The organism is Pantoea sp. GbtcB22, assembly GCF_019091025.1.
Lineage (GTDB): Bacteria > Pseudomonadota > Gammaproteobacteria > Enterobacterales > Enterobacteriaceae > Pantoea > Pantoea leporis.
Genome location: NZ_JAGXKB010000009.1, coordinates 73,006 through 87,312 on the forward strand (window position 1 = coordinate 73,006; position 14,307 = coordinate 87,312).

The 14,307-nt window shown below is 56.0% G+C and carries 9 protein-coding genes; 4 read left to right on the plus strand and 5 right to left on the minus strand.

Annotated features, from left to right (window positions below; translation table 11 throughout):
• Positions 1–18: 18 nt before the first annotated feature.
• Positions 19–450, minus strand: a complete 432-nt coding sequence (gene yjdN / locus KVT28_RS21655; protein WP_101762355.1) for a VOC family metalloprotein YjdN — start codon at positions 448–450, stop codon at positions 19–21.
• Positions 451–528: 78 nt separating this feature from the next.
• Positions 529–1,431, minus strand: a complete 903-nt coding sequence (locus KVT28_RS21660) for a LysR family transcriptional regulator (protein ID WP_101762356.1) — start codon at positions 1,429–1,431, stop codon at positions 529–531.
• Between the two features lie 113 nt (positions 1,432–1,544).
• On the opposite strand from KVT28_RS21660, the gene KVT28_RS21665 reads away from it, so the two are divergent.
• From KVT28_RS21665 to KVT28_RS21680, 4 genes are all read left to right on the plus strand, one after another.
• Positions 1,545–2,858: an amidohydrolase gene (locus tag KVT28_RS21665; protein WP_217550024.1), complete on the plus strand. Its 1,314-nt coding sequence runs from the start codon at positions 1,545–1,547 to the stop codon at positions 2,856–2,858.
• Positions 2,855–4,300, plus strand: coding sequence for a M20 family metallopeptidase (locus KVT28_RS21670; protein WP_217550026.1), 1,446 nt, complete (start codon positions 2,855–2,857; stop codon positions 4,298–4,300). Before KVT28_RS21665 ends, KVT28_RS21670 begins: the two co-directional genes overlap by 4 nt.
• 187 nt (positions 4,301–4,487) lie before the next feature.
• Positions 4,488–6,008 (plus strand): p-aminobenzoyl-glutamate transporter, encoded by a 1,521-nt coding sequence (gene abgT / locus KVT28_RS21675; protein ID WP_192235968.1) that lies wholly within the window; start codon positions 4,488–4,490, stop codon positions 6,006–6,008.
• A 190-nt stretch (positions 6,009–6,198) separates the two neighbouring features.
• Positions 6,199–7,626 carry an MFS transporter gene (locus tag KVT28_RS21680; RefSeq protein ID WP_217550028.1) on the plus strand — a complete coding sequence of 476 codons (1,428 nt, stop codon included), beginning with the start codon at positions 6,199–6,201 and terminating at the stop codon, positions 7,624–7,626.
• A gap of 49 nt (positions 7,627–7,675) precedes the next feature.
• Here KVT28_RS21680 and KVT28_RS21685 read toward each other — a convergent pair whose 3' ends face one another.
• The 3 genes from KVT28_RS21685 to KVT28_RS21695 form a co-directional block, all read right to left on the minus strand.
• Entirely contained in the window at positions 7,676–10,840 is a 3,165-nt protein-coding gene (locus tag KVT28_RS21685; protein WP_217550030.1) for an Ig-like domain-containing protein, read from the minus strand.
• Between the two features lie 349 nt (positions 10,841–11,189).
• On the minus strand, positions 11,190–12,509 hold the full coding sequence (locus KVT28_RS21690; protein ID WP_217550032.1) for a cytochrome c: 1,320 nt from the start codon (positions 12,507–12,509) through the stop codon (positions 11,190–11,192).
• Positions 12,510–12,520: 11 nt separating this feature from the next.
• Entirely contained in the window at positions 12,521–14,305 is a 1,785-nt protein-coding gene (locus tag KVT28_RS21695; protein ID WP_192412642.1) for a GMC family oxidoreductase, read from the minus strand.
• Between the last annotated feature and the right edge of the window lie 2 nt (positions 14,306–14,307).

Genomic DNA, 14,307 nt, shown 5'->3' on the forward strand with positions numbered 1-14,307 from the left:
CCAGCGCGCACCCTCTACTCAAATCTGCGGCTTATACGCATTCACCATCCACGGCACGCCGAACTTATCGGTCAACATGCCAAAGCCATTAGCCCAAAACGTCGGCGCCCAGCTTTTCGTCACCTCACCGCCCGCTGACAACGCATCAAACCAACGCTTGCCCTGCGCCTCATCCGGCGTGGATAAACTCACGGCAAAACCGCCATACGCCGCCTGCGGTGCGCCGTCACTCATCATCAATTCACCCTGCCCGATACGCAGATGGGCATGCATGATCTGCTCCGGCGAAAAGCTCACGCCCGAGATACAACCTTCATCCTCCACCGGCGTTTCATCCGGCATATCGCCATAGGTCATCTTGAACAGCAGCTCGCCGTCGGTGGCATCGAGGTAGAAGGCAATCGCCTCTTCGCAGCGACCGCTGTAAAACACATACGGGGTAACTTGCATGGTCTGTTCTCCATAAAGGGAATGTCCACTGCAAGTGTAGTGCGCATTATTTAATCGGTTGCGAGCCGGGCCGCACTCTTACCTTTGCTGACAGTAGCGCCGGAACAGCTGCGCCATGTAGGCACTCATCGGCGTCAACGCGGTGTCTTTGCGCTGGATAAGATAGAAAGTGGCTTTCGGTAAAGGTTCGTCGAGAACGAGAGAAATCAGCTGGCCGCCGTGTGTAGGATCTTCAATCACGTCGCGCGAAATAATGCTGACGAAATCGCTCTGCGCCACCAGGCTGGTGCAGGCCATAAAGGTCTCGCAGGTGACGACGATTTTCGGCGCCATGCCGCGCTCGCCAAACAGATCGTGTAGCAGCCGATAATAGCTCCCTTGCGGTGTCGGCATGGTCCAGTCGCAGTGTTGCAGCTCGGCCAGCGTGCGCGCATGCGCCATCGGATGCCCTTTGCGCATCACCACCTGATAATCGCGCTCCATCAGCCGTTCAAAAACTAACTCCTGATCGAGATGATTTTTATCGTAGGTATTGATGGTGAAATCCAGCTCGCCCTGACGCAGTTCATGCACCATCGAAACCAGCTGACCTTCAACAATCCGCACCTTGACCAGCGGATATTCGCGATGAAACTGATTGATCACCTGCGGCATGACGGTGCGCGCAATACTGCCACCCACGCCGATATTAACGCGCCCGCCGGCCAATCCCAGCCGCTGCTGAATATCTTCCTGCGCCACCCGCAACTCTTCCAGCACCAGGCTGGCATGCTTGAAAAAGTTATCACCGATATCAGTCAGCGTAACGCCCTGCTGTCGCCGCTCGAACAGGCGCGCGCCCAGCGCCAGCTCCAGTTCCTGGATCGCTTTGGTCAGCGCAGGCTGTGAAAGCCCGGACAAGCGGCTGGCGGCGCGGATGCTGCCCTGACGCGCCACAGCAACAAAAGCGCGCAGCTGATGAAGTTTGAGGTTCGCAGACATAGTTTGGTGATAACCGTTGTTTATCAGTAGCAAGATATTCGCATCTTATGCGCGGCAAAACCAATGTGTAGATTCGGATGAATGCATAAAAAACCAACACAAAGGAAATGCCGATGAAAACCCTTTCTGACCTCGTCAACGCGCGCATCCCACAGATGCAGGCCTGGCGACGCGATCTGCACCACTTTGCCGAATCGGGCTGGCTGGAGTTCCGCACCGCCACACTGGTGGCAGAAGAGCTGCATCGTCTTGGTTATCAACTCAAGCTGGGCCGCGAGGTGATCGATGCCGATTCGCGCATGGGATTGCCCTCTGATGAAGTGCTGGCGCAGCAGGAAGCGCGCGCGCTGGAACAAGGCGCGCTGCCGCAGTGGATTAAACACTTCTCCGGCGGATTTTGTGGCGTGGTCGCTACACTGGAAACCGGTCGTCCCGGCCCGGTAATGGGTTTCCGCGTGGATATGGATGCGCTCGATCAGAACGAAAGCCGCGCCGCCGATCATCTGCCAACGCGCGAAGGCTTTGCCTCCTGCAATCCCGGCATGATGCACGCCTGCGGTCACGACGGCCACACCACCATCGGTTTGGCACTGGCGGGCGTGTTGATGGAGATGAAAGCGCAGCTGAGCGGCACCATCAAAATCATTTTCCAGCCAGCGGAAGAAGGCGTACGCGGTGCGAAGGCGATGGTGGCCGCTGGCGTGGTGGATGATGTCGATCTGTTCACCGCCATTCATCTTGGTACCGGCGTGCCCGCCGGCGAAATCGTTTGTGGCAGCGACAGCTTCCTCGCCACCACCAAACTCGACGTCAGTTTCACCGGCGTCGGCGCGCACGCCGGCGGCAAACCAGAAGAGGGCCGCAACGCCCTGCTGGCGGCGGCGCAGGCCACGCTGGCGCTGCACAACCTGCCGCAGCACAGCGGCGGTGTGGCGCGCGTCAACGTCGGCGTATTGCAGGCGGGCAGCGGGCGCAACGTGGTGCCCGACTGCGCGCTGATGAAGGTGGAAACGCGCGGCGTCAGCAATCAGGTCAACGATGATATCTATCAGCAGGCGCTGCGCGTGATTGGCGGTGCGGCAGCGATGTACGGCGTGGAATATGAGGTCAAGCTGATGGGCGGCGCGCGCAGCTGCACACCGAGCCCGCCGTGGGTGGCGTTCATCCATCAGCAGGCCGAGGCGCTGGGCATTTTCACCTCAGTGGTCGATACGAAACAGCAGGCGGCGGGCTCGGAAGATGCCACTTACATGCTGGAACGCGTGCAGCAGCGCGGCGGCCAATCCTCCTACGTGATTTTCGGCTGCGATCTGGCGGCGGGCCATCACAACGCGAAGTTCGATTTTGACGAAGCGATCATGGCGACCGCGGTGCAAACGCTGGCGACGCTGGCCCTCAATCACGCACAGTTTGGAGGCCAGCGATGAGCCACAGCGAATTTATAGATCGCTACATCAATCAAAATCAGCCACGTTTTGCCGCCCTCAGCGATGCCATCTGGGACATACCGGAAACCCGTTTTGAAGAGACAAAGTCCTCCGCACTGCTGGCCGATGCGCTGGAGCAAGAAGGTTTTCGCGTGGAGCGCGGCGTCGGCAACATCGATACCGCGTTTATCGCCAGCATTGGCAGCGGCAAACCGGTGATCGCCATTCTCGGCGAGTTCGATGCGCTGGCCGGTTTAAGCCAGCAATCGGGGTGCGCCACGCCACAGCCGCTGGTGGAAAACGGCAACGGCCACGGCTGCGGACACAATCTGCTCGGCACCGCCGGTTTGGCCGCCGCTTTCGCCATCAAAGCCTGGTGGGCGCAACACGGCCAGCGCGGCACGCTGCGCTTTTACGGCTGTCCCGGCGAAGAAGGTGGCTCCGGCAAAACCTTTATGGTGCGCGAAGGCTTGTTCGACGATGTCGACGCGGCGGTGACCTGGCATCCCGAAGGTTTTAGCGGCATGTTCAACCTCAGCACGCTGGCCAATATTCAGGCCGCCTTCCGCTTTAAAGGCGTAGCGGCGCATGCGGCCAACTCACCGCATTTAGGGCGCAGCGCGCTGGATGCGGTGACGCTGATGAACACCGGCGCCAACTTTCTGCGCGAGCACATCGTGCAGGAAGCGCGTCTGCACTACGCGGTGACCAATGCCGGCGGCGTCTCCCCCAATGTGGTGCAAGCCGATGCCGAAGTGCTGTACCTGATTCGCGCGCCGCAGCTCGATCAAGCGCAGGATATCTATCAGCGCGTCATCAACATCGCCAAAGGCGCGGCGCTGATGACCGACACGCAGATGACGGTGCGCTTCGATAAAGCCTGCTCCAATTACGTGCCGAATCGCGCACTGGAAAGCGTGATGGAGCGCTATTTGCATCAGTTTGGTTTGCCTGACTACAGTCAAGCGGAACAGGCGTTTGCCGCCGAGATGCGCTCCACGCTAAGCAAAGACGATCTGCGTAACGCGCGTCTCAATGCGGCGCGCACCGGCGGTGAAGCGGGCGTTGCCTGGGCAGCGGCGCTGGGCGACAAGATTTTGATGGATGAAGTGGCGCCCTATGCAGTGACGCGCGAGATCCTTTACGGCTCAACCGACGTTGGCGATGTGAGTTGGGTGACGCCCACCGCGCAATGCTTTGCGCCCTGCTTCGCCTTCGGCACGCCGCTGCACACCTGGCAGCTGGTGGCGCAGGGCCGCACGTCCATTGCGCACAAAGGCATGTGTCTGGCCGCCAAAGTGATGGCCGCCACCGCGCTGACCTTGCTGCAGGATGACGCGGCGCTGGCGCGCTGCCGCGACGAGTTCCAGCGCGTACGCCGCGAGCAACCTTACGTCTGCCCGATTCCAGCGGATGTCACACCGTCGAAGTTAACGTCGTAAAGCATCAACCCGCACCATTCGTAGCGGCGCGATTCATCGCGCATATCAATGGCGGCTCCGTGCCCATCCAGATAATGCGCAATGAATTGCGCCGCTACGGTATGTGCAAATTTGTAAGACCAAACATAAAAAAATATAGCCCTCAGCGGGCTTGCAAACACAATAAGACGACTGATGAGGACCTGCCATGGAAATAACAACGGAGAACCGCAGCCCTGGAAAGCTGTTTAGCTGGATTGAACGCGTCGGCAACAAAGTGCCGAACCCGTTTTTACTGTTCGTCTATTTGATTGTGGTGCTGATGGTAGCCACCGCCGTGCTCAGCAGCCTCGACGTGGCGGTGAAAAACCCGGCCAACGGCGAGCTGGTGCGGGTGAATAACCTGCTGAGCGTGGCAGGGATTCAATGGATCCTGCCCAATATCATCAAAAACTTCAGTGGCTTCACGCCGTTGGGATCGATTCTGGCGCTGGTGATTGGTGCTGGCCTGGCGGAAAAAGTCGGCCTGCTGCAGTCGCTGATGGTGAAGATGGCTTCGCGCGTGAGCCGTCGCTACGCCAGCTACATGGTGCTGTTTATCGCCTTCTTCAGCCACATTTCGTCCGATGCCGCGCTGGTAGTAATGCCGCCGCTCGGCGCGCTGATCTTCCTCGCGGTGGGACGTCATCCGGTGGCGGGATTGATGGCGGCGATCGCGGGCGTGGCGTCCGGTTTTACCGCCAACCTGCTGATTGTCACCACCGACGTGCTGCTGTCCGGCATCAGTAGCGAAGCCGCCAAAGCGGTGAGCGACACCGTACACGTTAGCGTAATCGACAACTGGTACTTTATGGCCAGCTCGGTGATTGTGCTGACCATCGCCGGTGCGCTGCTAACCGATAAGTTTGTCGAGCCGCGCCTGCCCGCGTGGAACGGCGGCAATAGCGATCGTCTGCCGCCGCTCACCGCGCTGGAGAATCGCGGCCTGAAAGCCGCCGGCATCGCCGCGCTGGTGTTTATCGCGCTGATGGCGCTGCTGGTGGTGCCGGAACACGCGCCGCTGCGCAATCCAAAAACCGGCGGCATTATTCCCTCGCCGTTTATTCAGGGCATTGTGCCAATCATCATCCTGTTCTTCTTTGTGGTGGCGATTGCCTATGGCGCGGTAACCAAGCAGATTCGCCGCGCGGATGATATCCCGCAGCTGCTGGTGGATCCGATGAAGAGCATGGCGGGCTTTATTGTGATGGTGTTTCCGCTGTCGCAGTTCGTGGCCTTCTTCAACTGGAGCAACATGGGCAAGTTTATGGCCATCGGCCTGACCGATGTGCTGGAGAGCGCGGGCATCAGCGGCGCACCGGCGTTTATGGGCCTGATGTTCCTGTCGGCGTTCCTGTGCATGTTTATCGCCAGCGGATCGGCGATCTGGTCGATTCTGGCGCCGGTATTTGTGCCGATGTTTATGCTGCTTGGCTTCCATCCGGCGTTTGCCCAGATGATCTTCCGCATCGCCGATTCTGCGGTGTTGCCGCTGGCACCGATGTCGCCGTTCCTGCCGCTGTTCCTCGGCTTCCTGCAGCGTTATCAAAAAGATGCGCAACTGGGCACCTATTACGTGCTGATCTTCCCCTATCCGCTGGTGTTCTTCACCACCTGGATTGTGCTGCTGCTGGCGTGGTACGCGCTGGGTTTACCGATCGGTCCCGGCGTCTACCCAAGCCTGCACTAAGCCTGCGCCACGGATGGCGATCACTTTTCTGTGAACTGCAACGTATGTTGCCAAAATGTCACCGTCCCGCCTCTCGGCAACTCTCAGCGAATTTATTATCCTGCTATTCCTTCGCTTGCTAACGGTTAATTATTTTTAAAACCCATCTCAGCCGTCAGCGGGTTCTGCAAACACCGAGGTATACATAATAATGACAACCATCACGTCGACAGGGATGGCGAACGATCACATGAGCGCGGATCGCCGCACCTTAGCCGGGCGCATTGATGCGCTGCCCTCGTCCGCCGGTCTCTGGCGCTTTATCACGCTGCTGGCGCTGGGCGGCTTCTTTGAGCTCTACGATCTGTTCGAAACCGGCTACATCAGCTCCGGCCTGGTGGCGGCGGGCGTGTTTCATACCGGTTCTGCGGGCGTGTTCGGCATCGCCGACCAGGCCGCATTTGCCTCGGCCACCTTCCTCGGTTTGTTTGTCGGCGCGAGTTTGCTTGCGCCCTACGCCGACCGTTTTGGTCGCCGCCTGACCTTTATGTGCGCGCTGGCGTGGTACGGCGCGTTTTCGCTGCTGATGGCGTTCCAGCAGAGCGCAGAGATGATTATCCTGTTCCGCTTCCTGGTCGGCATTGGCCTCGGCGTCGAGCTGGTGACCATCGATACCTATCTTTCCGAATGGGTGCCGGCGCATCTGCGCAGCCGCGCGTTCGCCTTCTCCTTCTTTATCCAGTTTCTGTCGGTGCCGACGGTGGCGCTGATGTCGTGGTGGCTGGTGCCGCAAACCATTCTCAGTCTTGAAGGCTGGCGCTGGGTGGTGCTTGCCGGTGCGGTCTGCTCGCTGGTGATCTGGCTGATTCGAAAAAACCTGCCCGAATCGGCGCGCTGGCTGGCGCAACAAGGACGACATCAGGAAGCGCATCAGGTGCTGAGTGCGATGGAAAAGCGCTGTGGTATCGCTTCTCCCCTTCCCCCTGTTGCGGAGGAAGGCCGGGATGGGGGACAGTTCGCACCTGAGCAACCTAAGCAAGGGCGTTTCAGCGAGATTTGGGCACCGGCCTATCGCCAGCGCACGCTGATGCTGGTGGTGATGAACTTCTTTCAGGCGATCGGCTTTTTTGGCTTCGGCAACTGGCTGCCGGCGCTGCTGTCGGGCAAAGGCGCCACCGTCACGCACAGCCTGCTGTATGCGTTTTTCATTACGCTGGCCTACCCGCTCGGCTCGCTGATTTGCAGCCGCTACGCCGATAAGCTCGAGAATAAATGGCAGATCGTGTTTTCATCGCTGATGACGGTGGTGTTCGGCACGCTGTTTGCGTTTATGACCCATCCGGTGCTGATGATCATCTGTGGTTTCCTGATCACTTACAGCAATGCATGGCTAACCTTCAGCTATCACGCTTATCAGACCGAGATTTTCCCGACGCACATTCGCGCCCGCGCGGTGGGTTTCTGCTACTCGTTTAGCCGCCTGTCGACGGTGTTCAGCAGTATTTTGATTGGCCTTATTTTGCAGTATGCCGGCAGCCAGGGCGTGATCGCCTTTATCGTGCTAAGCATGCTGATTGTGATGCTGTCGGTGGGGATTTACGGGCCGAAGACCCGTGGGATGGATTTGGAGAATATTTGAAGACTAATAAAGAAATGGCGGCCAATATTGCCGCCATGATTAGACGCGGTTAAACCAGATCGATTTTCACGCCTTGTTCTACCAGTAATTCAACATCCAAGCCGTCGTGGGTATATATCTGATATTTCAAGCCTGCCACTGATACATTTCCTTTCTGCCGATGCCAATCACCTTCATCAATGCCATTGCCTAACAAATCATCAAGCTTAATGACATCATTTTTATTGCCGTGCACCACCATTTGCGTTTTGCCATCCTGAATAAAGAGATCTTTGCTACCCGCGCTAAGGATGTCACTGACATTAATACTCAGTGTATTCCCAGCAGTGCTATTAGCCATATTCACAATCGATTTTTGGCTGCTGGTAGCGAGTAAGTCAGCTGAGTAATCGTATGAAATGCCATTCATTTCGGATGTAAAACTATCGGGTTTGGCGTCAAAGGTGAAAATAGTCGCTTTAGGATCCCGTACCGTGCTGCCGGATACCTGGAAATCGTGCCTGCCGTATGCGGTGAGCTGCGGCACATTAAATGTCCATTCGCCATTGGCATTAGCCTTCGCACTGCCACTGATCCACCATGTGCCGTTGTCATGCCTGGCATGAATGTAAACGGTGCTGTTAGCCGATGTATAGCCTTTCAGGGTCGGCGTCAAATCGTCAGTCCGGCCACCGTTCTCAACACTGCCCTGGAGCAGACCATTGTTGTCATGGGCAGAAACAATGACCGGAACAACCAAACTATCAGGCGCGGCATACAGCGAGAAAATGCTGGCGCTGGGATCGCGTACTTCACGGCCAGAGACCTGGAATGCGTAGGTGCCGTAGGCAGTCAACTGCGGCATATCATATGCCCACTCTCCTTTGGCGTTGGCTTTCGTGCTGCCACTTATCCACCATGTGCCATTTTCATGCTTAGCATAAACGTAGACGGTATCGTTAGCAGGGGCACTGCCTTTCAGGGTTGGCTTCAGGTCGTCGGTACGTCCACTGTTCGCAATGGTGCCCTTGATCAGGCCAATATTGTCGTAAACGGAATCAATCACCGGAGCATCAGGAGCCGCATACAACGTGAAAGTAGCGGCTTTGGGATCGTGGGTCACGCTGCCCGAAGCCTGAAAATCGTAGATGCCGTAATTAGGCAGTTGCGGCATATCATATGACCACTCACCTTTGGCATCCGCTTTCGCACTGCCGCTAACCCACCATTTGCCGCTTTCATGCTTGGCATGAATGTAGACAATTGCGCCCGCAGAGGCATGCCCTTTCAGAGTTGGCGTCAGGTCATCGGTTCGGCCATTATGCTCGATTGTGCCCTGCCTCAGACCGTTGTTGTCGATGAGGTAATCAATGACCGGTGGAATCTGCACGTCCGGGCCCGCATACAGCGTGAAAGTCGCGGCTTTTGGATCGCGTGTCGCGCTGCCAGAGGCCTCGAAATTATAGTTGCCGTAGGCGGACAGCTGAGGTAAATCAAATGTCCACTCCCCCTGGGCGTTGGCCTTGGCACTGCCGCTGACCACCCAGGTACCGTTTTCATGTTTAGTATGAACGTAGACAATCGCGCCAGCAGAGGCATGCCCTTTCAGGGTTGGTGTCAGATCGTCGGTACGCCCGCCGTTCTGGATGGTGCCCTGAAGATAGCCATTATTGTCGTAGGCAGAATCAATGACCGGCGTAATCTGCACGTCCGGGCCCGCATACAACGTGAAAGTCGCTGCTTTTGGATCGCGTGTCGCGCTGCTGGAGGCCTCGAAATCGTAGTTGCCATAGGCGGAAAGCTGCGGTAAATCAAATGTCCACTCTCCCTGAGCGTTGACCTTCGCACTGCCGCTGACCACCCAGGTGCCCTTTTCATGTTTAGTATGAATGTAGACAATACTGTTAGCAGTGGCATGCCCTTTCAGGGTTGGCGTCAAATCGTCGGTACGACCACCGTTCTGGATAGTGCCCTGAACGTAGCCATTATTGTCGTAGGCGGAATCAATGACTGGTTGCACATATGCATTGATCTGGAGAGAGAATTCGCCACTCTTACCGTTATAACTCGTTGAGTTAGATGCCTGGAAATCATACACGCCATTGCCGTTAGTCAGCTCAGCTACTTCAATATTCCAGAATCCGTTTGCATCGGCTACGGCACTGCCTTTAAGGGACCAGCTGCCATTTTGATGACGCGCATGAAGGTAGACAATACTGTGAGCTTCAGCACTGCCACTAAAGGATGGCGTAAAATCATCGGTGTCAGCACCAGAAGCGAGTTTGCCCTGCGAATTACCGAAATTATCCCATGCATACTCAATCTTCACGGTAGTGGGGGCAACTGCAATCACGTCAAACGCTGCGGTTGGCTGGCTTAATTCACCTCGGTTGTTCTGCGAACGCAGAGTAATGCTGTTTTTGCCATAGTGCAGAACATCTGAGTTTGCTTCCCAATCCCACTTTCCATTCTCAACCGGAGCAATCCCTACGCGCTTTCCATTAACATAAATATGTACGGATTCGGCGCCAACTGGCGCATTACCACTCAGTGATGGACGAAGATCATCTGTATTTTCGCCATGTTTGATGACACCGGTTTCCTGGCCGTAATTGTCATACACCTCCAGCAATTGAGGTTTATTGATGGTGGGTTCATTGATAAATAGCGTGAAGACATCAGAATCTTCACTGACTTGACCAAAACGATCGGTAGCGGTGATGTAGATACGGTGTTCACCATCACTCAATTTAGGTTCCATTGTCCACTGGCCATTTTTCTCAGCCTGCACACTACCCAATAAGATGCCATTGCTGTATACACGAACAATACTGTCTGGCTCGGCATAACCAGAAATCGTCGGCTTAGGGTCATCAGTAAATCCCTTATTTCCAACTGGCCCCTTAACACTCCCCACATCATCCATAACACTTGTGATACCAGGCTTATCCGGTGCGCTGAGATCAACATTGATGCGTGATTGATAAACATCACCACGATTACCCGCTGCATCATAAAAACGGATGGCAACATTATGTCCACCTTCAGCCAGTTGGAGAGGCAACTGGAATTCCCAATCACCGTTTTCTGCAACTTTGGTCCGGAATGTTTTTCCATTAATAGTAAACTCAACGGTACCATTTTTTACATCAATATAATTTCCTTTCCAGTATTGATATGGCGTGTTTACCCAAATTTCCAGACCTGGCAGAGTGGGATCATAAGATTTTAACATAACAACTCCTTGTGTTAATTTGTTAACAAATTATATAAACTCATCTTGAGGTCAGGATTTTAAATAATCACATAATAATAAAATAACAGAACGGTCTTAAAAAAAGAAGAGCAATCAATAATATAATAATAAAAAAACAATACTCAAAGTTAATCGCTTCACATTATCCCTCACTATCGCAAAATTAAAAAAAGCATACCAATATATAAAAAATTTAATTATGTAAAAATCAAACAAACCACATTTAATTTTACATAAATACTTAAAGTAAGATAATATTAAAGGAGTGAGGATATTTTGATAAGTGTACATGATTAAAAAATGGAGGCCATACCGGCCTCCATTAATATTACTGCCCTTCCAACACCTTAATATCCGCATTACCCTGCTTTGGCTGCACGGTTTCGTCTTTACGCAACTCGGCCACATCTTTCGCCGACACGCTCGACTTCACGCCATTGCCCCAGCTGCCACGGATAAAGTTCACCACATCCGCCACCTGCTGATCGTTCAGACGCCAGCCGAACGCCGGCATGGTGATCGCCGTAGGTGCGCCTTTCACGCCAGGCAAAGTGCCGCCGACCAATACGATGTGAATCAGCGAGGTCGGATCATCTGCCATCACCACCGGATTGCCGCGCAGCGCCGGATAGAAGCGCTGATAGCCGCTGCCGTCGGTTTTGTGGCACGCCGCGCAGCTATCGACATAAGTCGATGCGCCCGGCTGGCTGTCGTCACCTTTCCACAACGCCTGAGACACCGCATCATCCTGCTTAAATACTGCCTGATTCGGATCTTTCGCGCCTAGGGATTTCAGATACTTAGCAATCGCGCTGATATCGTCATCGCTCAGGTACTGCAGGCTGTGCTGCACCACGTCGGTCATGCCACCAAACACCGCAGTGTGATCGTTGCGGCCAAAGCGCAGGAACTGCCTGAGATCCTCTTCGCTCCAGCGGCCTAAGCCATCGCGGTTATCGCCACGCAGGTTGCTGGCGGTCCAGCCATCAATCGGTGCGCTGCTGCCGGCGAGATAGTTATTGCCTTCGCCATTGTTGAGCGCTTTTTCCTGCATGGTGATGCTACGCGGCGTATGGCAAGCGCCACAGTGACCGAGACCTTCCACCAGATAGCGACCGCGTGCCAGTTGCGGATCTTCCTGTGCCGCCGGCTGGAACGCTTTCACATCCGGCGCGAAGATGCCGCGCCAGATGGCTAACGGCCAGCGCATCGACAGCGGCCACGGAATGTCGCTCTCTTTGTTGGCCTGCGCCACCGGCTGCACGCCGTGCATGAAGTAGGCGTAGAGCGCCTTCATGTCGTCATCGCTGACCACCGCGTAAGACGGATACGGCATCGCCGGATAAAGCGTGTCGCCGTTTTTCGCTACGCCGTGACGCACCGCTTTCTGGAAATCGTCGTAGCTGTAGTCACCAATCCCGGTGGCTTTATCCGGCGTGATGTTGGTGGAGTAAATGGTGCCGATCGGCGTCGCCATCGGCAGTCCACCGGCAAACGGCTGGCCGCCCTGCGCGCTGTGACAGGCCACGCAGTCGCCCGCGCGCGCCAGATACTCACCGCGCTTCACCAACGCGTCCGAACCTGCTTCGTCCGCCACTGCGGCGAACGTCATGGTGCCCAGAAACAGGGCTAAAATGCTTTTGATCATCGCCGTGTTCCTTATGCCTGTACCAGCGGGCCGGGGTTCTTCAGATACTGTTCACGAATCGCTTTGGCTGACCAATAGGTCAACGCGGCGACCATGCCCGTTGGGTTGTAGCCGAGTCCCTGCGGGAAAGCCGACGCACCTGGCACAAACACGTTCGGCACATCCCAACTCTGCAGGTAACGGTTCACCGCGCTGGTGTTCGGATCTTCACCCATGATCGCGCCGCCGCTCATGTGCGTGGTTTGATACACGGTGGTGTCGAAGTGCGAGCCCGGCCCTTTCGCGCCGCCGATGATCATTTTCGGGTTCATCGCTTCGGTGATTTTGCGCATCTTACCGATCATGAACTGCGCCATCTTGATGTCGTTATCCTGCCAGTCAAAGGTCATACGCAGCAGCGGCTGGCCATAGGCATCTTTGTAGTTCGGATCGAGATCGAGATAGTTGGCGCGATACGACTGGTGCGCGCCGTGCGCATCCATCGAGATGTGATGGTTGTAGGTATCCGCGACCGCAGATTTCCACTGGCTGCCCCAGTTTGGCGTGCCTTTCGGCGTTGGCAAACCCGAGATCGGCTTGGTACCGGCCTGGTTCACCCAGAATGGCGAACCGCCAACGAAGCCGTGCGGACCGTGATCGAAGTTGTCGGCGTTGAAATCGTCCACCGCCACACCTGCGCCACCGGCACCGATAAACGGGTTGGTGGTGGTGTTTTTGTCGAACAGCGCTTTCAGCGTCGAGATGTTCTGATAGGCGAAGTTACGCCCAACCACACCTTCGTTGGAAATCGGGTTATACGGCTTGCCAATGCCGGAGAGCAGCATCAGATGCACGTTGTGGAACTGGAACGCCGACAGGATCACCAGATCCGCAGGCTGCACCACTTCGCGGCCCTGACCATCGAGATAGGTCACGCCGGTGGCGCGCTTTTTATCGTCGGTCAGATTGACGCGCAGCACGTAGGCGTTGTTGCGCAGCTCGAACTTCGGTTCCTGACGCAGCGCGGGCAGGATATTGACGTTCGGCGAGGCTTTGGAATACATGTAGCAGGCGTAACCGCTGCAAAAACCGCAGAAGTTGCACGGGCCCATCTGTGCACCGTAGGTGTTGGTGTAGGGGCCTGAGGTGTTGGCCGACGGCATATCATAAGGGTGATAACCCACTGATTCCGCCGCTTGCGCGAACAGCTGCGCCGAGTAGGTGCGCTTCTGCGCCGGCAGCGGGAAGTCGCTGGAACGATCTGGCGCGTACGGGTTGCCGCCCTTCTCTTTGCCCAGCAGTTTGCCTTTGATTGACCAGGCGCTGCCCGAGGTGCCGAACACTTTCTCGGCCTGATCGAAGAAGGGTTCCAGCTCGTCATAGTTGACGCCGAAATCCTGGATCGTCATGCCTTCCGGAATGAAGTTTTTACCGTAACGCTGCTCGTAATGGCTGCGCAGATTTAGTTCTACCGGGTCAACGCGGAAATGCACGCCTGACCAGTGCAAACCTGCACCGCCGGTGCCGGTGCCGGGCAGAAACGCCGCCAGCTGGCGATAAGGTACGGCGGTTTGCGAGGCATCGTGACGAATCGTTACGGTGCTTTTCGACAAATCCTGGAACAACTTTTTGCGGATGTTATAGGTCAGTTCATCGATCGACTGCGGATAGGATCCATCCGGATAGGTATCGCGATGCGGACCGCGCTCCAGCGCCACCACATTCAGGCCCGCTTCGGTCAGCTCTTTCGCCATGATGGCACCCGCCCAGCCGAAACCGACGACGACCGCATCCACTTTTTTCAATTCATTTGCCACGC